At 42.5% G+C, this 22857-nt stretch carries 18 protein-coding genes; 8 read left to right on the top strand and 10 right to left on the bottom strand.

Annotated features, from left to right (window positions below; all coding sequences use genetic code 11):
• The first annotated feature begins 53 nt into the window (after positions 1 to 53).
• Positions 54 to 974, top strand: coding sequence for a PorP/SprF family type IX secretion system membrane protein (locus tag HYN49_RS04445; RefSeq protein ID WP_108902956.1), 921 nt, complete (start codon positions 54 to 56; stop codon positions 972 to 974).
• A 19-nt stretch (positions 975 to 993) separates the two neighbouring features.
• On the top strand, positions 994 to 2877 hold the full coding sequence (locus HYN49_RS04450; protein WP_108902998.1) for an OmpA family protein: 1884 nt from the start codon (positions 994 to 996) through the stop codon (positions 2875 to 2877).
• Between the two features lie 44 nt (positions 2878 to 2921).
• On the opposite strand, the gene HYN49_RS04455 is transcribed toward HYN49_RS04450, so the two are convergent.
• The 3 genes from HYN49_RS04455 to HYN49_RS04465 are packed head-to-tail and all read right to left on the bottom strand — an operon-like array spanning position 2922 to position 6435.
• A complete protein-coding gene (locus HYN49_RS04455) occupies positions 2922 to 3728 on the bottom strand; it encodes a Rossmann-fold NAD(P)-binding domain-containing protein (protein WP_108902999.1) in 807 nt (268 codons plus the stop codon).
• Positions 3715 to 6075 carry a M20/M25/M40 family metallo-hydrolase gene (locus HYN49_RS04460; RefSeq protein ID WP_245892256.1) on the bottom strand — a complete coding sequence of 787 codons (2361 nt, stop codon included), beginning with the start codon at positions 6073 to 6075 and terminating at the stop codon, positions 3715 to 3717. The genes HYN49_RS04455 and HYN49_RS04460 overlap by 14 nt, the downstream gene beginning before the upstream one ends.
• 12 nt (positions 6076 to 6087) lie before the next feature.
• On the bottom strand, positions 6088 to 6435 hold the full coding sequence (locus tag HYN49_RS04465; RefSeq protein WP_108903000.1) for a hypothetical protein: 348 nt from the start codon (positions 6433 to 6435) through the stop codon (positions 6088 to 6090).
• Positions 6436 to 6756: 321 nt separating this feature from the next.
• Here HYN49_RS04465 and HYN49_RS04470 point away from each other — a divergent pair, with 321 nt between their 5' ends.
• Entirely contained in the window at positions 6757 to 7089 is a 333-nt protein-coding gene (locus tag HYN49_RS04470; protein WP_108903001.1) for a single-stranded DNA-binding protein, read from the top strand.
• A gap of 8 nt (positions 7090 to 7097) precedes the next feature.
• Here the strand turns inward: HYN49_RS04470 and HYN49_RS04475 are convergent, their stop codons facing one another.
• From HYN49_RS04475 to metG, 4 genes are read right to left on the bottom strand one after another with little or no spacing between them, the layout of a single operon-like run.
• Positions 7098 to 8516: a hypothetical protein gene (locus HYN49_RS04475; RefSeq protein WP_146185051.1), complete on the bottom strand. Its 1419-nt coding sequence runs from the start codon at positions 8514 to 8516 to the stop codon at positions 7098 to 7100.
• Between the two features lie 48 nt (positions 8517 to 8564).
• Positions 8565 to 9194, bottom strand: coding sequence for a chloramphenicol acetyltransferase (locus HYN49_RS04480; RefSeq protein ID WP_108904954.1), 630 nt, complete (start codon positions 9192 to 9194; stop codon positions 8565 to 8567).
• Entirely contained in the window at positions 9194 to 9880 is a 687-nt protein-coding gene (locus HYN49_RS04485) for an HAD family hydrolase (protein ID WP_108903003.1), read from the bottom strand. Before HYN49_RS04485 ends, HYN49_RS04480 begins: the two co-directional genes overlap by 1 nt.
• A gap of 48 nt (positions 9881 to 9928) precedes the next feature.
• Complete coding sequence (metG, locus tag HYN49_RS04490; protein WP_108903004.1) at positions 9929 to 12001, bottom strand: methionine--tRNA ligase; 2073 nt, start codon at positions 11999 to 12001, stop codon at positions 9929 to 9931.
• Between the two features lie 188 nt (positions 12002 to 12189).
• Here metG and HYN49_RS04495 point away from each other — a divergent pair, with 188 nt between their 5' ends.
• From HYN49_RS04495 to HYN49_RS04510, 4 genes are all read left to right on the top strand, one after another.
• Positions 12190 to 13086, top strand: coding sequence for a S66 peptidase family protein (locus tag HYN49_RS04495; protein ID WP_108903005.1), 897 nt, complete (start codon positions 12190 to 12192; stop codon positions 13084 to 13086).
• Positions 13087 to 13120: 34 nt separating this feature from the next.
• Complete coding sequence (locus tag HYN49_RS04500; RefSeq protein ID WP_108903006.1) at positions 13121 to 13480, top strand: YraN family protein; 360 nt, start codon at positions 13121 to 13123, stop codon at positions 13478 to 13480.
• 70 nt (positions 13481 to 13550) lie between these two features.
• The gene (locus HYN49_RS04505; protein WP_108903007.1) at positions 13551 to 14210 is read left to right on the top strand and encodes an ACT domain-containing protein; all 660 of its coding nucleotides are present in this window, start codon (positions 13551 to 13553) and stop codon (positions 14208 to 14210) included.
• 58 nt (positions 14211 to 14268) lie between these two features.
• On the top strand, positions 14269 to 16101 hold the full coding sequence (locus tag HYN49_RS04510) for a zinc-dependent metalloprotease (protein WP_108903008.1): 1833 nt from the start codon (positions 14269 to 14271) through the stop codon (positions 16099 to 16101).
• Between the two features lie 243 nt (positions 16102 to 16344).
• Here the strand turns inward: HYN49_RS04510 and HYN49_RS04515 are convergent, their stop codons facing one another.
• The 3 genes from HYN49_RS04515 to HYN49_RS04525 all read right to left on the bottom strand — a co-directional run bounded on the left by HYN49_RS04515 (position 16345) and on the right by HYN49_RS04525 (position 21014).
• Positions 16345 to 17346 carry a hypothetical protein gene (locus tag HYN49_RS04515; protein ID WP_108903009.1) on the bottom strand — a complete coding sequence of 334 codons (1002 nt, stop codon included), beginning with the start codon at positions 17344 to 17346 and terminating at the stop codon, positions 16345 to 16347.
• 153 nt (positions 17347 to 17499) lie between these two features.
• The gene (locus HYN49_RS04520; RefSeq protein ID WP_108903010.1) at positions 17500 to 18516 is read right to left on the bottom strand and encodes a hypothetical protein; all 1017 of its coding nucleotides are present in this window, start codon (positions 18514 to 18516) and stop codon (positions 17500 to 17502) included.
• A 137-nt stretch (positions 18517 to 18653) separates the two neighbouring features.
• Positions 18654 to 21014, bottom strand: coding sequence for a DUF5686 family protein (locus tag HYN49_RS04525; protein ID WP_108903011.1), 2361 nt, complete (start codon positions 21012 to 21014; stop codon positions 18654 to 18656).
• A 142-nt stretch (positions 21015 to 21156) separates the two neighbouring features.
• Here HYN49_RS04525 and HYN49_RS04530 point away from each other — a divergent pair, with 142 nt between their 5' ends.
• Entirely contained in the window at positions 21157 to 22857 is a 1701-nt protein-coding gene (locus tag HYN49_RS04530) for a DNA cytosine methyltransferase (protein ID WP_108903012.1), read from the top strand.

Consider the following 22857-nt stretch of genomic DNA (forward strand, 5'->3'; position numbering starts at 1 on the left):
TATGCTGCCCCTCGGGGCAGCTTTCATAACCAAATGAAATAACAATCAAAGAGATGAAGAAAATACAATTAGCCGCCTTATTATTCCTGCTTGCCCTGATTGACGCAAGTGCGCAGCAGGATCCCCACTACACGCAGTATATGTATAACATGAACGTCATGAACCCTGCTTATGCGGGCTCGAAGGAGAACCTTTCCTTCGGACTTTTATACCGCAAGCAATGGGTCAATGTTGACGGCGCACCATCGACGTTTTCGTTTTCAGGATCTACGCCTGTGGGCAAGAATGTGGGCGTGGGCCTCTCGCTGATCTCCGATGAGATCGGTCCGGTGAAGGAGCAGAACGCCTATGGTGATTTTTCCTACACGCTGAACCTTGGCGGGGAACACCGCCTGGCCTTAGGTCTTAAGGCAGGGGCCACCTTCCAGAGGATCGGGCTCAACAGCGAGATCGCACCGAGCCTTCCGGACCTTGACGACGACGCTTTCCGCGAAGACACCAACAACGTCTACCTGAATGTCGGTGCCGGATTCTTTTACTACACAGACCGTTACTACGTAGCCTTTTCGGTCCCGAACATGCTTAAGGCGAACCATCTGGACTACAACGGGATCAAATACGGTACCGAGACGCAGCATTACTTCCTTACGGGAGGTTACGTATTCCAGATCAATCCTGATTTGAAGCTGAAGCCATTCGCGATGCTGAAATCGGCTTTCAACTCTCCGAGTTCGCTGGACTTATCGCTTAACGCATTGTTCATCGAGAAGTTTGAGATCGGTGCCACCTACCGCGTGGACGACAGTTTCGGAGGTATGGTGAACTATGCCATCACGCCGAACCTGAGGATTGGTTATGCCTATGACCACATCATTTCAGATCTGAAGACGGTGACGACCTCCTCACACGAGATCATCCTGCTTTTCGATTTGAACTTCCCGAAAAAGGTATCACGTTCACCAAGATATTTCTAACCTAATAGCCACTCCGATAATGAAAAAATTATATATAGTATTGATTTTAGCTTTTGCTGCCAATGTAATATCGGCACAAAACAAGGATACGCAGAAGGCCGACAAGCTTTTTGCCCAATTAGAGTATGTGGATGCGGTTAAGGAATACCTGGACCTTGTCAATAAAGGAAAAGCAGATAATTATGTTTACAAGCAATTGGCTGACTCGTATTACAATATGTTCAACACAGCCGAAGCTGCCAAATGGTATGCCAAAGTAGTGACTGAGCCACAAGATGCAGAGACCTATTACAAGTATGCGCAAATGCTGAAGGCAAATGGCAAGTATGAGGAGTCAAATAAGCAAATGAAAGTGTTTGCTTCAAAAATGCCAAACGATCAAAGGGCAAAGACTTTTATGGAAAATCCGGATTACCTTCCTAAGCTCCTTGACAAACAAAAAGCTTTCAACGTAAAGACGACTGCCATCAATAGTGAAAAATCTGAATTCGGTGCAGTATTGGCCAATGATAACAATGTTTACTTTACCAGTACCCGCAATAAATCCAAAAGGACAGACGGCTGGAATGACGAGCCATACCTTGACATCTATTATGTTTCTTACAATGCCGCTGACGGTACTTTCGGAAAAGTGGAAGAGCTTACCGAATTAAACACAAAATGGCACGAAGGGCCGGTAACCATCACCGCCGACGGAAACACGATGTACTTTGCACGCGACAGCCAGGCTGACAACAACTTTGTGAAAGACAAAAAACTGAAAACAAAATTCGGTGTTGTCAATATTTACAAAGCGACAAAGCAGGATGGCAAGTGGGGCAACCTTATCTCGTTGCCTTTTAACAGCAAAGCATATTCTACAAGCGGCCCATCGATTAGTAAAGATGGCAAAACCTTGTATTTTTCTTCAGATATGCCTGGTACAATGGGTCAGTCAGATATTTGGAAAGTTTCCGTTAATGGTGATGACAGTTATGGTACTCCGGAAAATCTTGGTAAGAAAGTGAATACCGAAGGCAATGAACAATTTCCGTATATCACGGATGACAACGTACTTTATTTCTCTTCAAGCGGTAAGCAAGGTCTGGGTGGATTGGACGTATTTTCGATCGATCTGAATAAAACAGGCCAGGACGGCGAAGCTAAAAATATCGGGAAACCGGTAAATAGCGAAAAAGATGATTTTTCGTTTACTTTCAGTACTTCTAAAAACATCGGATTCTTCTCCAGTAACCGCAGCGGGACAGACGATATTTTTATTGCGGATCCGGTTTGCAGCGTAGAAGCCACTTCTGTAGTGACAGATGCTAAAACAGGACAACCGATTGAGGGTGCTCGTGTAGCGATTCTCGATGCTAAGAAAAACATCATCGAAACCAGGAGCACAACTGCCAACGGAGAAGTGATGTATGTTGTGGAATGTAACAAAGAATACAGCATACAGGCATCAAAAGAGGGTTATGACAGTGCCGTTTTCCCAATAGCAAAAAGCAAGGGTGGAAAAGTGAAAGTTGACGCACCATTGAACCCTATCGATGTTATCGTAACTGAAAAAGAAGTGATCCTTAAAGATGTCAATTTCGAATACAACATGGCCAACATCACACAGGAAGGTGCCTTTGAATTGGATAAGCTTATCCAGGTAATGAAGAGCAGCCCTGAGATGGTTATTTTCGTAAAATCGCATACTGATAACAGGGGTAAAGATGCTTACAACATGGATCTTTCAGACCGCAGGGCGAAAGCTACCGTACAGTACGTGATTTCAAAAGGCATCGATGCTTCCAGGATTTCGGGTAAAGGTTATGGTGAAAGTGAGCCTAAGATTGATTGCAAAGAGAATTGCACCGAAGAGCAACATGCACTCAACCGCCGAAGCGAATTCCTGATTGTAAAAAAATAATCAGATCATATTAAAAGAAAAACCCGATTCACAATCGGGTTTTTTTATATTTTTTCGGTAACAGAAAATTCATAGTCCAAAACCTGCCGCAATTTATTGCTGTCAATAACTTTGCCTGTTCCCGTTGCCTCTTCTTTAAAATGTGGTTCGGCCAAACCCATTGAAGCCGCTTTTGCGCTATAGTAATCTTTTCGCGAAGGATGGAATGGTGCCACGGTATTGAAAATCTCGCCCGAAACGTTTTTGTTGACTATCGACAAAATAATCCCTAAACAATCTGTGATGTGGATCAGGTTTATGGGAGCTCCAGGGTTGTCCAAATCTGTCCTTCCGGCAAGATGATAAACCGGATGGCGATCGTTTCCGACAAGCCCTCCAAAGCGCACGATGGTCGTAGTAAAGTGAGTGTTTTCCATTAAAAGTTGTTCGGCTTCGAGCAATTGCATTCCGGATTCCGTAACCGGTTCAGGCAATGTGGATGCAGTAACAATACCCTGATTTTCGCCGTACACGGATATAGAGCTTATAAATATCACATGAGCAACAGTACTGCTTTCAATAAACGGAATAAGATTCCTTACTTTAGAAACGAAATTTTCTGAAGCATCTCCCCTCAATTTAGGCGGGAAATCAACAATCAATGTATCACACGAATTGAGGAATGAAGTGATATCACCCCGAACTCCATCAGCATTTACAGAAATTGAAAAAGGATTGATGCCAAAACTTTTAAGGATGGGCATTTTCTCTTCAGTAGTCGTCGAGCCGTTCACTGAGAAACCTGTTTTAATCAGATCTGTCGCTAAAGGAAGGCCGAGCCACCCACAGCCCAGCACACTAATTTTCCGCATTGCTCCTGATGTTTTCTATTGGCGGCGCAATAATTTCCGGACGTCTCGGGCTTGCTTTTATTTTCATCCTCACAGCAACGGCATCATTCAATACAAACGGAGATGGCATTGTCGAAAGAGGCCTTTTCGCAATACTGAACATTGGATTTTCCAATAAGTCAAAAGAGGATTCCAGCAGGCTCATATCAAAAACCGTATTCCTGTCGACAGCAAATGCCATTTCCAAAGGCTCATTATCAACGACATAATACGATAAAATCCTTTTTCCTTTTCGCTTGTACAAAGATCCTTTTTGATTCAAATGTGCAATTCCGTTAGCTTTGAGGTTGTAAAGTTTCATTTTTTCCGCGGCAAAAATATCATAGCGGTTCACTTTCCTGTTCGGCGTGATTTTGATATTAAAATATCTGAAATTCCCAATAATGGTATCTTTTATAAAATCAATCTGCGGCGCAGCCAAATCCTTCAATGGCGCTTCGGCACACCAACTGAAATCAGAATCATATTTGCTGTACAGCTTGTCCTTATTCAACAGTGTCGCTTTTTTAGGATGGTCGCCCAAGTACAGTTTTGTCCATTCATCAGGTTTGTTGTCATAAGTCGTCCAGTATGCTTTTTGCTTTTCCGCATCATAATAGTACAGCAGGCTGTTCGGTTTCGCCTTGCCAGGTTCGAAACCGGAATGCATATGCGCATGCAGCATAAATCCAATCGAGCCCAATAAAAACACAACGACCCATCGGCCTTTTGCAGCCATTGTCCCAAATACGGGCAACATCAGCCCGAAAACCAAAACCGCCAATGCCACCACCCCATACAACATCTTTAATCCCAAACCTACTGGCAAAGCCAATAAAAATGGGGCAACCAATGCCAGAGCGGGAATGGCTAATAGCACATTCAGGAATTGCGACGTTTTTTGTGTAACGATAAAATAAGCGAACCCGATCAATGCCGCCAAAGTTGGGATAATGAAGAAACCCGCGCCTGGTAAAAAAGAGGCGATGCCGCCATTGATCAAAATCCATAGTAAAATAGGAGCAACGGCATAGTTCATTGTTTGCATTTCAGGGATATTACGGCGATAAAACCACAACGCCGCAGCCAGTCCCAGCATAATAAAAGCAGCAATGTAATCATGGCCATTATAGGTAAATCCCTGTTGGATGTCCGTGTATTGCGGATAGGCTGCCAATATGGCCCTCCAACCCAAAAATGCCAAAATTCCCGCAACGAAAACCGCACCTGAAAACACTAAAAATCCCCTCCCGATGTCTTTTCCATTCAAAACCCTTTTGCCGAAACCGACAAACAAAAGCCCACAAAAAATTACTATCGATATGATGAATAAAGGAAAGTTCCAGGAAAACGGATAATTGATAAATCCATAAGGAATGTTAAAATACACCGAATCATCTGGAGTGTCCAGCGATGCCAAGTCAGCATCCGAGAAATGTTTCATCAAAGGCATCAGGTAACTTCCGTGGTGCGCCAATGACGCAGGATTAAGGTGTTGCAAATCATCCTGCTGCGTATGGTAATTAAAATGATCATCAATAAAAGCGAAATTAAAGCCCTGGATTTTTCCATTCTCCCTGAAAACCGTCAGGTCGGTGTCATTAGGAAGCATCTTGTAAATGCTGTACATCAAGGAATTACAGGCAGGATAAGGGACATTTGATTCTGAAAAATGCCGCACCATTTCTGCGTTTCCCTTGTTAACTTCCATCAGCATATATGACGGGCCGGAAGTGCCGCGCGCCTCAAAATTGATTACAGCCCCGACATTCCTGGCCAAAGCATGCTGCTGTACGAACAGCGCTGCGCCGTTCAATCCTATTTCTTCCGCATCAGTAAACAAAATGACAATATCGTTTTTATGGACTGTCTTTTGATGCAGAAATGCCCTTACACCTTCCAGGATCGTCGCGACACCACTTGCATCGTCCGCAGCACCGTAAGATTTCGAATGCGGGGCGCTGTCATAATGGGAAAGCAGCAACAGCGATTTTTCGCCGCCAGTGCCTTTCATCGTAGCAATGATATTTTTGGATTTTGTAAGGCTTCCCCATTCTGTAAGGCTGTATCCTTGCTGGATTTCGGTTTCTAATCCCAGGTTCTTAAGTTCCCCTGTGATGTATTCGGCAACGGCATCATGATTTGCTGAGCCGATATAGTGGGGTTTCTCAGCGATTTCAGCCACAATCTTTAAAGCGCGTTTCGTTGAGAACTCAGACATGGGCAGGTTTTGATCCGTAACCGAGTTCGGCATCATCGAATAAAAAATAAAAACAATGATGGCTGATAAAGCAAATATTGTGGGGAGGGAACCGAATTTCTTTTTCATGGGGATATGGGGTTAGGTTTCTTTCCTTACGAGCACATACCGCCCGTTTTTAAGTGCAAGATAACCCTGATCATACACAAAATGGTACGTGTTTCCGGTTTTTGTCGTCAGGATATTCGTGAAAAAATCAAAATCGAAGCCCTTATGCAACAGCCGGGCCCGATCTGTTTTTGAAGTTCCCTGCGTGTTCAGCTCCGACAAAATGCGGTAATTCCGTCTCAGGGTGTTGTTTACGTTCCGCATAAAATTAGTCGTGTCTTTGTTGATTTTGTTGTTGTAGGCGTTGCGGCAAGCGTCGCTGCAGAATTTCTTATCCTCCCGGCCCACTACTTTTTCATGGCATTCAAGGCAATTTTTCATGGCTTTTACATTTTTATGGTTGGTATTTTCAGGAGCTGTTCCCGCTGTCCGCTATATCTTTTTCCTGCTAAAGGAGCAGGAAAAAGGATGCCGCTTCCATCGGGGCTACACAGTAAATACCTTGTGTTAATGGCGTTTAAGACTTTTAAAGTCAACCAAATATAATAATAATTATTCATTTGCAAACGCTTGCAATCAACAGCAAACGAATTTAAACGTTTGTTAACCGGTTAAATAAAGCCAAATGGAAAACCTTTGCCAAACCGGAACCAAGTGCAGGGTTTCGGCATGAAACAAGACAATAACAAAATTTGAAAAGCCATGAACACATTAAGGAACAAAGTACAATTGATCGGGCATGCCGGAGGCGACCCGGAAATAACGGAATTCGCAGAAGGCAGGAAAAAAGCCATCCTGACGCTGGCGACCCATGAAACATACAAGAATGATAAAGGTGAAAAAGTCGAGGAAACCCAATGGCACCGGATCATTGCGTGGGGAAAGATTGCGGCTTTAATAGAAAAATATGTCCCGAAAGGCAAAGAAATCGCAGTCGAAGGAAAACTAACGCACCGGAGTTATGATGATAAAAACGGCGAAAAGCGTTACATCACGGAAGTAGTTGTGAACGAATTACTCTTACTGGGAAAATAAACTGCAAATTAGTCTACGCCGCCATCGCTGAATTTACGCAGCACATATCGCTTGCCTTTTTTCTCATAGTATGCCAGGATGTAAAAATCCTTATATCGGAACACATCTGTAAGCATAATGGCATCGTTATCATCAAGGAATTGGGAAATATAATCATCAGCCAGAATTTCCGGCTGCGAATCCAGGTGCCTGAACTGTTCATCAAAAACCGATTCAAAATATACGGATTGTGCAGTGTCATTGTCAAATAAATTAACAACGTCACCGCTTCCTCCGTAAGCTATGGAGCCTGCACCTAAAGCCACACCCAGGATGAGGTTGCCGGCAGTCGTAGTTTCACGCAATCCGCCAATGGTGATCAGGGTGTTTTTAGTCATTGTGGTATAAACCGTCATTCCGACCTGCGAAGAGTCCAGTTTCCTGAAGAATTTTTTCACACTGATTTCTGATGGCTGCCTTTTTCCGGTCCTGCTCCATAGCGTTGAATGCCTGAAGGTTATTGTGTCGTTGATGGAAACTTCATGAGTTTGCGGAATATCTGGCTTTGACAAATCAGTGGAAGAAAGCATTAGTTTTTCTTCGTTGAATTTCAATTGGTACAACCGATTGGAATTATAATAAGAGTTTGACTGTTCTGAAACCTTCGGGTTTTGCGGATTAATGACAGGATGGAGAAAATCGGTTTTATTAACCGAAAAATCATTAAGGTTAATCTGGAATAAGGAAGTTAATTTTGGATTGGTATCAATGGTAAGGATGATTTTTCCGGTTTCGATAAATAGTTTCGTTTTCTGTATTCCTGAAGCAAGTGCATTGACGGATTGGGTTTCCAGTTTTTCAATCGGGAATCTGGAAAGCAAGTCTGAAAATGAAATCGTCTCCGCTCTTTCGTCGGCAAACTCAAAACCGGAAAAGTCAATGGTTTGCTGTAAAAGAGATCCGTTGCTAAAGATATAAAATTTTAGATTTGATGCTTTTTGCAGCGTGGTGATTGCGTAAAAGATACCATCCTGAGTAAAACTGCAGATGAAATTTTCACCTTTAGGAATGAAGTCATGGGTTTTAACTGAAGTCGATTTGTCTTCCAGATCAAAGACAATCTGCTGTACTTTTTTTAAGTCGGTATCGGCCAGCAAAAGAACTGGATTATTTCCTTCAAAAGCATATCCGATGAATGACAGAGATTGCTTGTCCGGAAAATCCACACTGAGTGTATCACGCAGAAACAGCGCGTTGTTATAATGCAATAAATGAATTTTTTCCTTATCAGCCACAAATGCATAGACCTCATTTGTTTTTCTGTTCACGGCATTCATTGCCTGATGCGAATCACTGTTTTTTTTCAATTCCAGCGGAGTGGAAACCAATAAGGTTTGTGAGGAAGCCAGATTGGCAAAGAATAAAAAAAGTATCGTTAACCGTAGCATGTGAATCATTTTCAAAATAAATTTTTATCCTGAACGTGAAATTAAGCATTATATATTCATCAGCTCCTGAAAATACTCAATAAATTGACCCACATGTAGCCCATCCATCAAGCCGTGGTGTACATGAACTGACATGGGCATTGTTTTTGTCCCGTTTTGGTCAGTTGTCACTTTTCCAAAAGAAATTTTCGGGCAACTATCAGGAAATGAAAAGCTCCGGGCATGTGACAAAGACGTGAATTTAACCCAGGGCAACGCTGAAAAATGAATCAGGCTGTCTTCGTCAAAGGATCTGGTGAAAAGTCCGGGGGTGTTTTTGACACGGTTAATTTCCACCAAAGCATTTTGTGAAAACACATCGAAATCCACATGAAAAGCAATCAATGAAAATCCGAATGAACCATCATCACGCGAAATGGTCGCCGATCCATGGATGGTTTCATGAATGATGACTTTTTCATCTTCGATCCTGTACCTAAAAGCTTCAATGGCATTCACTGCACTCAAGGTTTTGTGCAGGTAGTAAAGAAAAAATGAATCACCATGTTCTTTGCTTATTGTATAGGCTTTGGTGCAATCGATATCCACGACGGCACCAAAAAAAGGCTCGTCAAATTTGCGGAAGAATTCGAAATGGGCTGCCCTGGGCCATGAATCAAGGTCAAGATATTGCTTCATCATTGGAAAAGGTAAAGGACATCCTTGATTTTTTCAAAGTCTCGGAAATTCTCATGAACCACCTGATGGTCGATTTTCTCATGAGCCCAGGTTGTATGGAACGGAATATGAATGGCATGCCCGCCGATTCCCAAAACCGGGAGTACATCCGACTTTAAGGAATTTCCAATCATAAGGAATTCAGAGGGATGAATGTCAAGGCGTTTCACCAGATCGGAATAATCGACTTCCTGCTTGTCCGACATCACTTCAATATGATGGAAATATTTCCCCAATCCCGAATTGTGGAGTTTACGCCTTTGGTCCAGTAAGTCCCCTTTTGTTGCTACGACAATTTTATATTTCGGGTTCAGGGTTTCAAGCACTTCTTCCACGCCATCGAGTAATTCAATTGGTTTTTCCAGAAGTTCCTTTCCATATTGGATAATCTTGGCAATCACCTCATTGCTGATGGTGTTGTTCGAAATTTGCAAAGCCGCTTCAATCATGGAGAGTATATAGCCTTTAATGCCATAACCGTACAAACGAAGATTGGCAATCTCAGTCTTAAAAAGTTCCTGTGATAAGGTGTGCCTTGACAAATATGGTGCCAGCAATTCACAGAATTTTTCTTCAGTTTCCTGGAAATAAGGCTCATTTACCCAAAGGGTGTCGTCAGCATCGAAGGCGATTACTTTGATATTCATAATATGTTGAATTGTCCCGGAGAAATCCCAGTGTTTCTCAAAGCAGGATTAATTTATAGTTTCACCATTCCCAACACCATCGGTATCCGGATTCACAAAAACCAGTTTGCCTTCAGCATTGTTTGTCATCAGGATCATGCCCTGGCTTTCCGTGCCGCGCAGGTTCCTTGGGGCAAGATTCACAAGAACAGTTACCTTCTTGCCAATGACTTCTTCGGGAGAAAAACTTTCGGCTATACCCGAAACGATTGTCCTGATGTCAATGCCGGTGTCGATTTTTAAAATCAGCAGTTTGTTTGCTTTAGGCATTTTCTCGGCTTCTAAAATGGTTCCGACACGCAAATCCATTTTTGCAAAATCCTCATATTGGATTAATTCTTTCTGTGCTTCCACTTTTTTGTTTTCAGCTTTATTCGCGGTTTTTGTTGCCTCAAGTTTGTCAACCTGTTTTTGGATTTCGTCATCTTCTATTTTTGCAAAAAGCAATTCCGCTGCACCTAGTAGTGTTCCTGGTGAAAGTATCGTTTGCGGTTTGGCCACCTCTTCCCAGTCGTTTACTTCTTCCGGACTTACATGTATGCCCAGCATGCGTTTCAGTTTTTCAGAAGTGAACGGTAAGAATGGTTCAGCCAGGACGGCCAAAGCAGTGGCAATCTGCAGTGCGACGAACATTTGTGTTTTTACCCGTTCTGGATTTTCTTTCACCATTTTCCATGGCTCTTCATCAGCCAGGTATTTATTGCCGAGGCGCGCCACATTCATTACTTCGCCCAGCGCTTCCCTGAAACGGTAGCGCTCCACAGAACTTGAAATGACTGCCGGGTAAGCACGCATTTCGGTTAATGTCTGTTCGTCGATTTCGGTAAAATCATTTGGTTCAGGAACGATTCCGTTATAATATTTATGTGTCAAGACCACAACGCGGTTGATGAAATTCCCAAGAACAGCAACCAATTCGTTGTTATTGCGTGCCTGGAAATCCTTCCAGGTAAAATCATTGTCCTTGGTTTCCGGAGCATTTGACGTTAGTGCATAACGCAATACATCCTGCTTGTCCGGAAAGTCTTCAAGGTATTCATGCAGCCACACTGCCCAGTTTTTGGACGTTGATAACTTGTTGCCTTCGAGGTTCAGGAATTCATTAGCAGGAACGTTGTCAGGTAAAATAAAAGACCCTTCTGCTTTAAGCATGGCTGGAAAAATCACACAATGGAACACGATATTGTCTTTTCCGATAAAATGTACCAGTTTCGTGTCGGCGCTTTTCCAGTATGGTTCCCAGTCTTTTCCTTCACGTTCTGCCCATTCCTTGGTCGAAGAAATGTAACCGATCGGGGCGTCAAACCATACGTATAAAACTTTTCCTTCAGCGCCTTCCACAGGAACCGGAATACCCCAATCGAGGTCGCGCGTTACGGCACGTGGTTTCAGGCCATCGTCAAGCCAGCTTTTTACCTGACCTAAAACGTTGGTTTTCCAGTCCTTAGCGTGGTCTTTAAGAATCCATTCTTTCAGGAACGTATCGTACTGATCTAAAGGCAAAAACCAATGTTTGGTTTCCTTCAAAACAGGCGTTTCACCGGTAATAGTAGATTTTGGGTTAATTAAATCGGTAGCGTTCAGGGTCGATCCGCAACGTTCGCACTGGTCGCCATACGCTTCCTCATTCCCGCATTTAGGGCAGGTTCCGGTTACGAAACGATCGGCAAGGAACTGTTCGGCTTTGGCATCATATAATTGTTCGGTAACTTCTTCAATAAACTGGCTGTTATCATACAGTTTCCTGAAAAATGCCGAAGCCGTTTCATGATGTACCTTGGATGAAGTGCGCGAATAATTGTCAAACGAAATTCCAAAATCGGCAAAGGATTTACGGATGATGCCGTCATATTTATCGATGACTTCCTGCGGCGTAATGCCTTCTTTTTTGGCTTTCATCGATATCGCCACGCCGTGTTCATCGCTTCCGCAGATAAACGCCACATCCTTTCCCTGGATGCGCAGGTAACGCGAATAAATATCGGAAGGCACATAAACGCCTGCGAGGTGCCCGATGTGGATGGGGCCATTTGTATAAGGTAAAGCGGCCGTAACCGTGTATCTTTTTGGATTTTGTATCATAATTCTTGAGAAATTGACTGCAAAAGTACGGATTTTAACGATGTCGGAATAACAACAGTTCAGGTTGCATAAAAATTATTGATACTTTTGTCTGAACCGATTTTTAAACAATGAAATACCCGAAAGCCTTGCTTCTACTATTTTGCTTTGGATTTTTCATTTCCGAAAATACTCAAGCACAACGAAAAATGATTACACCTGAATTCTTAAAGAAAGGCGATACGGTAGGCATTTTGGCTACCGCCAGGAAAATTGAACTCGCCACGCTGCAACCCGGAATCAAATTGCTTGAAAGCTGGGGATTGCATGTTGCGATCGGGAAAACGATCGGGAAGGAAGACCATCAGCTCGCCGGTGCCGACTGGCTGCGAGCCACCGATTTCCAGGACATGATGGACAACCCGGCCATAAAAGCCATCTGGGCAGGAAAAGGCGGATATGGGACAGTAAGGATTATCGACAGGCTTGATTTTACAAAATTTAAGAAAAATCCGAAATGGGTCATTGGCTTCAGCGACATGACGGTTTTACACAGCCACATCAACAACATGGGCATCGAAACGATGCACGCACTGATGACAATGAATGCCAAAACGGCCACGCCTGAAGCAATCGAATCTTTGCGTAAGGCACTGTTCGGGGAAAAGCTTGAATACACTTTGCCGTCACATGCTTACAACAAAACAGGAAAAGCTTCAGGGGAGCTAGTCGGCGGAAACCTGTCTGTATTATACAGTATTTTAGGCTCAAAATCAGAAGTGGATTACAAAGGGAAAATCCTTTTCATCGAAGACCTGGACGAATATCTATACCACATCGACCGCATGATGATGAACCTGAAGCGCAACGGCTACTTTGACGGACTGAAAGCCGTAATCGTAGGCGGCATGACCGAAATGAAGGACAATGACATCCCGTGGGGGAAAGATGCGCTGCAGATTATCCAGGATATCCTTAAGGATTATAAAATTCCGGTGATTTATAATTTCCCGGCAGGGCACATCAAAGACAATCATGCGATGATTTTTGGAAAAACGGTTTCCGTCGATGTGTCCGAAAAAGGTTCAAAAGTCAACTTCGAATAACTGCCTACTGCCACTGTCCACTGAAAACTAAAAAATGGCCTCCCATAACGAATTAGGAAAACTTGGAGAAGAACTGGCTGTGGCGTTTCTGCAGAAAGCAGGCTATGGAATCCTGGAAACCAACTGGGAATTCCAGAAAGCGGAAATCGATATTATTGCGCGCAAAGAAAATATATTGGCCATTGTTGAAGTCAAGACCAGGTCATCTGTTGATTTCGGGTTGCCGCAGGAATTCGTGAAGCCTAAAAAGATCAAACTTCTGGTCAAAGCCGTCAACCAATATGTTGAAGATAATGACCTGGATATGCAGGTCCGATTTGACATTATTGCCATCCACGCGACTAACAATCAATTTATTATTGAGCATCTTGAAGACGCTTTTTATCATTTTTAGCGTGTTATATTTGTAACAAATTGTTTTTTAATTGTATGTTTGCAAAACAAACACCACCACAACCATACTTATGAAAACAATTTCTGCTGTAGTCGAAAACTACATCAAGACCAAGCCATTTCTTTTAAGTGCGCTGTCGCAGGGCATCATCAACCTGACATCACTTTCAAGGAATATGCTTCCTGAACTCCAGACTGAATTGGGCAAAGACGTAAAGCAAGGCGCTATTGTCATGGCGCTGAAAAGGCTTTCTGAAGACCTTGATTTCCGGCTGAACCACAAAATCGTAAAAGTCCTGAAGAATCTAGGAGAAATCACGGTGCGCTCTTCACTGTCCGATTTTACTTTTGCAGTTTCGGATACCATTTTGAACAAACAGGCAGAACTGATTTCTGAAATCAATAATTATTCTGATATTTTCTATACCTCTTCCAGAGGCGTCAGTGAAACCAATATCGTAGTCAGCGAAAGCGTAAGCCATTTGGTTGACAAGCATTTTTCAGGCGAAAGGCTGTTGCATAAATTTGAAAACCTGGCCTCAATTACCATTAAGCTGCCGAAAGATAACGTGTCGACACCGGGCGTTTACTATTTTATATTCCAAAGGCTGGCGTGGGAAGGGATCATCATCAATGAGGTAATTTCTACTTCTTATGAATTCACAGTCCTTGTGAGTGAAGATGATGTAGATGTGGCTTTTAAGGTAATTAAGGACCTGAAAACTTTATAAATCAAAAAATTAACAAATTAATACCTTATATTTGACCTCTTTTAATTATAAAAACACTATGAAAAAAATTATCCTTTTAACAGCGCTCCTGTTTTCTGTCACCTTCCAGGCGCAGAAAGCTGTAGTACAGGATGTGGAAAAGTTAATTGCGAAGAAAGCGGTATTCAAAAACTTTCAGGTTTTCACGCCTACGAGCGCAATTGATAAAAGTCGTGAAGCTATCGTAAAAGATGCTGCTTACGCGAAAGCAAATGTGAATGTGATCAATGACATTGTCGCGCAAAAATACCCTACGATTGAAGTGGAAATCCCATACCATCAAAAACTGGTTACGGTGCAGCTTTACAGCGTGAATTTGTTTGCAGATGGTTTCCATATCGATACAGACAGGCAATCATCAATGCCTTTTACACCTGGGGTTTATTACCGTGGAATGATCAAAGGAGATGAAAACTCTATTGCTTCCTTAAGTTTCTACGATGGGCAGATGATGGGTATTGTTTCGAATCCGGATTTGAGCAATCTGGTTATCGGTAAACTCATAAAAGAAGGCAATGCCAATGATTACATCATTTATGAGGACCAGAATATGCAGGTAAGCCAGAATTTCGAGTGCCATACAAATGATAAAAATATAAGTGGCAGTGTAGATGCACACCGAGACGGAAACCAAACGGCAAGCCCACAGACCGTAAAATGCGTTTCAATGTATTTTGAAATGGACTATAACCTGTACCAAAGCAATGGCAGCAATGCCTATTCTACTGCAAACTGGATGATGGGACTGTTTAATAATATCCAGACACTTTATGCAAATGAGACAGTAACTATTGCCTTTAAGGCTCTTTTTATGTGGACTACTCCGGACCCTTATACAGGTTCAGATTCTTCTGATTACAAAGACCAGTTTGGAAGTTTACGCCCTAATTTCGATGGTGATGTAGGATCACTTATAGGAATAGATCCGGGAGGACTTGGCGGTGTAGCAGCGACTATTGGAGGGATTTGTACGAACTTAAACTACAGTTATTCAGACGTTGATCCTAGTTACCAGGATGTCCCAACATATTCCTGGACTGTGAATGTGGTAACACATGAAAACGGACACGTACTTGGATCAAGGCATACACATGCCTGCGTCTGGAATGGTAACAACACCTCTATAGACAGTTGTGCCGGCTATGTGGAAGGCGATTGTGAGCTGGGTCCGATACCGCCGGCAAATGTTAAAGGGACTATGATGAGCTACTGCCATTTGGTTAACGGTGTCGGTATTGCATTCAACAATGGCTTTGGTCCTCAGCCCAGAGGAGCGGTATTAAACTTCGTAAACGGTTCTTCATGCCTTAGTACGGACTGCGCTGGTGCTTGCGTGAACAGGGTTTCCAATATCAGTGTGTCATCACTTTCCGCCAGTTCTATTCAGGTAAACTGGGCAGATACGAGTGGTACGGATGAGTGGGAAGTTTCTGTCAGCGAAGCTTCGAGTTCATTTGAATTTCCTGATCAGGTTTCCGTGATGAATTATTCCGCTACAAATCTTACCGTGGGAACACAATACAAGGTAAAAGTCAGGCCGGTCTGCTCAGGATTCCTTTCTACTGGCTATATAGAATACCTGTTTACAATGAGTCCTAACTTAGGTATTGATGAAAACAATAGCTTTGATTTCGCGTTTTATCCAAACCCTACCAAGGACATTGTGAATATCAGTGCTAAGTCCAGTATTGGCGAAATACTTGTTTACAATATAGAAGGCAGGTTATTGTATAGGAAAACTGTTAATTCCGTTGATGCAACGGTTGACATTTCCGGATTTGCCGCAGGTACTTATTTCTTCAAACTGAAATCTGAAGATAAGGAAGCCAACTTCAAGGTATTAAAAATGTAATTGCAATTCATGATATCAAAAAGCCGCCCTGTAATAAGGCGGCTTTTTTTGTGGCCGATTGGCCGATGTATTTTGAGCGAAACATTCTTAATGAAATTTTCAGGGACTCATCTCTTTTCAAAGTCTTTGTAAAGCCCATTATTCATTGCAGGAACAAGTCATAAAACATATATCAGGCCACAAAAGAGCCGCTTCATTTATTGAAGCGGCTCTTTTTATTATTAACTAATTATGATAGGAATTTTAATTTGTTTTCGAATACTCGTATTCTAAATTCCCGGTCGTCATAGCATACAGATTCGTGGTACTGTTAAACGTCGGAATCGAACCATCAGCATCACTACGTTTCAGGTAATGGGTAGTAGCATTATAAGTATACATAGTATTGACACCATCAGCACTCCTGGTGTATACGTTTGCTCCGCTTCGGGTATAGGTACCTGTATGCGCTACGGTATTACAATCAAGAGATCCCCCTAAATTGCCAACGGTAGTCCAGGTTCTTGTTTCCTCATAAGTTCCATTGGTATGGAAAAGGATGTTCGAGTCACCGTAACAGGTGTTTTCATTGGTAAGATCTGTGGAGCTGTCACCATCATCGTCAAGATCCTGAGAAGATCCGGTGATCAAAGAAGTCAATTCAAACCTTCCTGTTACCTCAGCCGCTGCTGTAGCATTGGTATTGTTGGTATCATCATCGGTAGCACCAGCATCGGTATCGTTCTCGGTGTACCTTTCAAAAGTCAGTTCCAGGTTACCGTGTCCGGTGGCCCAAAGTGCCATTGTCGTGTTAAACATTGATGTAGCGGCATTGTTTACTACACGCAGTAGTTTGTGGTTCTGCGAATTAAAGCTGTAAGTAGCTGTTGCATCCCCAGTGCCGGAAGTACGCGTCGTGGTAATCGTGCTGCCTGTAAGTGTATAGGTCCCGGCAGATACATCGGTATGACATTCCAGGCTCACGCCGTTATTGCTTACCATGCTGTATGAATAGCTTTCGTCATAAGTTCCATTGGCATGAAAACTGATCCAGCTGTCGTTGTAGCAGGTTCCTTCTGTAACCAAATTTGTAGAGGTGTCGCCGTCACCATCAAAATCCTGGGCATCTGCGGTTACGGCAGCCGTAAGTTCGTAAGTACCGACAAGGCTGGCATTTCCTGTGTTGTCCTCATCATCATCTGAAGAGCATGACGTCATCGCTAAGCATCCTGCTGCGGCCAATAAGTAAAGTTTGAAGTTTTTCATTGCAATATGAATTTTTAAGTTTATACCTGCAAAACTAAGCCTCAGCCACCCGCGTAACATTACAGGATTTCAGTATAAGCTTATGAAATGAAAAAGCCTGCCGTTTTTAATCCGGCAGGCTTTAGTTGTTATTAATTATATAAACTATAGCGACTAATTGTTTGATTTTTGGTATTCATACTTCAGGTTGCCCGATACCATCGCGAAAATGTTGGTCAGGGTGTTGAATGAAGGATAATCACCATTACTTTCAGAACGGCTTAAGATGTGTGTTGACGAATCCAGGTCGAACGTTGTACGTGTTGAAGCGTTCCCTGAAGACCTAGTAAACACTTTGTTTCCAACACGTGTCCATGTACCTGTGCTCGTTTCAGTATCGCAGTCTAAGGAAAGGTTCAGGTTTCCTAAAACGCTTCTTGACCTTGTTTCTTCGTAAGTACCATTGGTGTGGAACATGATGTGTGAATCACTGTAACAGTTCACTTCGTTGGTAAGGTCTGTAGAGCTGTTGCCATCATCATCCAAATCCTGTGCGCTTCCGGCAATCAGTGCATCCAATCCGAAGTTGCCCATGATTTCGGCCATTCCGCTTGTACTTGTATTGTCAGTGTCATCATCTGTGCTGCCATTATCGGTATCATTGTCGGTGTATTTCTTGAAAACCAACTGAAGGCTTCCTGTGGCTTCTGCCCAAAGAGCAGTGTTCTCATTAAAACGTGTCATGGTACTGTTTCCGGCAGTACGTTTCAAAGTATGGTTGCTTACATCCAATACATAAGAAGCTTCAACACCTACGGTGCCAGAAGTACTTGTAGTATGAATGGTGTTCCCATTGCGTGTATAAGTTCCTGAAGAAACTTCAGTGTGGCATTCCAGGCTTACACCGCCGTTGGCCATAGTACTGTAAGAGTAGCTTTCATCATAAGTACCGTTTTCATGGAAACTGATCCAGCTGTCGTTGTAGCAGCTGCCTTCAGTTACTAAATCTGTGGAGGTATCACCGTCCCCATCATAATCCTGCGCCTGTGTAGCTACTGCAGCACTCAATTCATAAGTCCCTGTGATGTCATCGCTCACATTATTATTAGAACCGTTATCGTCATCTGACGAGCATGATGTCATCGCTAAGCATCCTGCTGCGGCTAACATGTAAAGTTTAAAATTTTTCATGGCAATAATTTTTTTAAAAGTTTATATGCCAAAATTATTGCCGTGTACTGCAAACTTTTTACAGGATTAAAATTTTTATTTATGGGATTTCCGTGTGGGGATTTTATAAGGTGGAACAGGGATCGTATAACCCAATCCTACTTCAAGGTCATCTTAAAAGTCAATTTAAAAACCAAGTTGTCATCAAAATCCGGAAGCGTATAAGCCCCATATCGGTAATAGGCAGCAACCCCGAAGCCGGCATCTGCAATCCCGAAATAATCGAGCTTAAGCAGGCTGTCAAACTGCAATCCGGATTCGGCGAAGATTTTGTCCTTTATCTTGTATGCAATCAGTTGGTGTGATTCCGGACGGGACAAGTCGCCCCAGCCCAGGTTGGTATGCAGCGAAATCCCAGGCTGGAATCTGCCGGCCTTAAACAACAGCCCTGCAAAGTCGTGCGTGAGGAACAGGTTCACATAGCGGTCTGAAAGGAATTCATAAGGATACATAGTCTGGAATACATTTTTCATCAGCACCGGTATCTTCTTGTCATAACTGCCTTCGCCTGTAAAGTTAAGTCCGTAGGGTAACGGGCGGTCTAGGTATCCGGCCTGCAATGCATAGGAAGTCGTCCCGAAAGTTTTGGTGTAAAACGATTGCTTTAATTGTGCTTCCATTTTATGATATGCAAAATCCCCATCGAGCCAGTTTTTAAAACCCCGTGTGTAGGAAAGTTGCAATACCGGATAATTGGTGCCGCTGCTGGTGCGTTTGTTGAAAACTGTCGCCAACCGTTCCTTATAAGCAAAACGCAGGTTGATGTTCAGGTTCGTATGGTGGTAATCGGTGATTGGCGTGCCTTTATTGTCAAAATAGTAATCGTATTTAGGCGCAACGGATTCTGTGGCCAGTGCAAACTGCCATTTCAGCCAGCGCAGGCTCCGGAAACCCGCCGAAACCGAAAACCCTTCTTTCATATCATACTGTGAGCCAATAAACCTGCGGTAATCGAAAAGCGCGCCACGCGAAGCATCCGTATTGTGCAGTCCCGTTTCAAATAAATCTTTATAGTATTTCGCGCCAAATGTCAATTCATGCTTGCGCGAAGCTTCATAAACGATTTCCCCGCCGTATTTTGATTCCTCATCCTTGAATCCGTAGCCGTAAAATCCGCCAAGCGTAATGTTTTTAAAGACCTTATTATTCGTATACAATCCTGTCCCCAGCCGCGTGCCTTCATATTTGTTGAACATGAAAGTCCTGTTGATGTCAATATCTACCGGCCCGATCGGCAGCCTGCCGTTAAAAAAGCTCACAAAACCTTCCAGAAGCTTGTCCGTATTGTGCGCCACGCCGACGCTGTCCAGCAACCGATACGTTTTACGGTCAATTGCATTGAGTTGTTCCTTCCGGAAACTGTTCCAGTAAACACTGTCCTTTTGCGTTGCATCGGGCAGCAGCTGGACTGTTTCAATCCCGAAATCCCTGCGTCGCAACGTCGGGTTGATGTGTACACTGTCAATGTAACTCTTGCCTTCCATGGCCATCGACATGTTTTTGGCCGGATATTCGTTAAATACCAAAGCAAAGCTCATCTGTTCAGGGAACCATTGTCCGTTTGTGAATTGGTATTGCTGCACGATGTGCAGCTCGACTTTCTTCCTTTCGGCGGGTGCCGCAACCACATTTTGCACCGCATAACCGTTCGAGTTGATGTAAAGCTGTCCTTTCAGGGCATCGAAATTCTTATCGGGTTTTGGCCGAAATGAAATTACATATACCGTATCGCGGCCTGATACGCGCGTTTCCTCAAGCTGGAATTTGTATTTATTGAGGCTGTTGTCGCTAATCGGGTTCAGGTAGTGCTTGTCGAGCATCGGGATATCCTCCTTATAAAAAGTGAACGGCTGGAAATCGGTCATCACGGTCGCAAACCTCGGGTCGCGGAAGCCCGATACCCTTGAAGCCGTTACGATTTCCTCGCTTAAATCGGGTGCAAGGAATTTCCGGTGCGTTACCGATTCCATCATAAAGGCATGCTTGTCCTTCGAAATCTTGATGTGCGTGGTATCGCTCGTCCTGACGTTCAGCATCATCTTGTTGTAACAATTGTATTCGAACGACTTCAGGTTTTCGGGATTGTTCTTCGGTTTGCTGGCAATGACCTTGCGTATTATTGCATTGGCGGGATTGATATTTGTAACGACCACTTCGGACAACTGGCTTTCATCCGGCACCATCAAAACGGAAATTGTTTTTTGTCCAGGCTGGAGCGTCATTTTTTTGGTTTTGTAACCAATGTAACTGCAGCTGATCCAAAGGATTTTTTGTGATTCGTTAAGGGCAAACTGCCCGTTGATGTCGGTACTTACGACATAGCCTTTGTCGGTTTTTACATTGGCAAACGCGAGCGGCATTTTGGTTTGGGAATCACTGACTGTGCCTGTCAGTTGTGAAAAGGCACCCATAGGCAGCAGCAGGCTAATTGCCAGTGCAAGGTAAAGATGTAGTTTCATGTTATTGTTTAGGTGGGGTAAATATAGGGGGAAAGAATATTAAGAAAAATCGCAATTATTATAATTGAATGTTAAAAAATAAGTTCATAAAAATAAATTTATTGACATACTAGATAAGAAAGCAACCGGTATTTTTATCCACATGGATAAAAAGTTAACAGTTATAGATTTTTTTTGTGGGGCAGGTGGGTTCTCTGAAGGTTTCAGACAAATGGGCTTTGATATTAAGTATGGTTATGACCATTGGAAGCCAGCAACAGATACTTTTAATCATAATTTCAACCTTGACTGTTCAGTAAAAAACATATTGGATTTTGAGAAGTCTATTGAGGAAATTGATAATATCCCAAATACAGACATAATTATCGGAAGCCCTCCTTGCGTTAGTTTTTCAAGCTCTAACAAATCTGGTAATGCGGATAAATCGTTAGGGGTTAAATTAACCGAATGCTTTTTGAGGATTGTGGCTGTAAAAAAGCACCAGCCAAATTCCATTTTGAAAGCTTGGTTTATGGAGAATGTAGTCAACTCTAAAAGATATCTACAGACATCATACACTTTTAAAGATTTAAATCTGACCGAATGGGCAAATAAACACAGAATTGGCCCAAATACTGTAGCAATAGACCTGTTTGAAAATACTGCCGTAATAAATTCTGCTGATTATGGTTCCATTCAATCAAGAAAAAGGGTTATTTCAGGAGAAATAGTCAAAAAGAAAAAATTGATTGTTCCTAAACCTACCCATTGTAAAAAAGGCGACGGTCTTCCAAAGTATAAGTCAATCAAGCAAATCAAAAATCATTTCCCTACTCCTTTTGATAAAAAAAGTCAAAATGTTGTTAAGGACATTCAATACCCAATTGAAATAGAACAATCGCAAATCACAGATCATTTTTATGATACTGGCGTTTATGAGGCAGAATGGAGATTTTCGAAACACTGGAAAATAAATCATCCATTTATGGGAAAGATGGCCTTTCCGGAAAACGAAAACAATCCAAGCAGAACTATTACAGCAACTAGAATTGCGAACTCCAGAGAGTCTATAATTTATAAATCTGAAATTAATAGGAAGGGCGACGGTGAATTTAGGTTGCCAACAGTTAGGGAAGCTGCCATTATTATGGGTTTTCCAATAACATATCAATTCATGGGCTCGGAGAATACCAAATGGAGATTAGTCGGCAACGCCGTTTGTGCATCTGTGAGTAGGGCATTTGCAGAAACTGTTTTGGATTCGCTAAACATAAAAAAAGGTCAAGAATTAGTTGTAGAGAAAAGTCCTAATCTCAAAGGGGTAATTAATTTAAACAATTATAAGATTAAGACTCTTGATAACCCCCCAATTAAAAACAAGAATGCAAGATGTCGGTGGCAGCCAATAAAAGAAGGAAATTTAACGGTAACATTATCCAACTACAATATTGAAAAAAGCACAAAAGAAGACCGAAAATGGAGAACATCAATCCAATATGGTACAGGCAAAGGCTTTCCAATACAACATGTTGAAGACGGATATTTCACTAAATTGGAATCCATTATTTCGAAATTCAAGGGTGGAAATAAATTTTTAGAGACAATCAATAATGGTTTTTCAGAAAAGATTGCAAGTGCTCAAAAACTTCAAGAGATGTTCGAACTACAAAAATCAGATGGGAAGTTTTTAGAACCAACAAGGTTAGTTGACGAGGTTGCTAATATTATTAATTCAATTCAGGTTAATGAGCCTGAATATATTCAACTTGACACGACTGTCTTCTTAAAAAAACGTGTTCCGACCAGGCAACTTTATGCCTTGTATGCAATAAATAAAATTTCTACATCTGCTAACATTAAGTAA

The sequence above is a fragment of the Flavobacterium pallidum genome (genome assembly GCF_003097535.1).
GTDB classification, from domain to species: Bacteria; Bacteroidota; Bacteroidia; order Flavobacteriales; family Flavobacteriaceae; genus Flavobacterium; species Flavobacterium pallidum.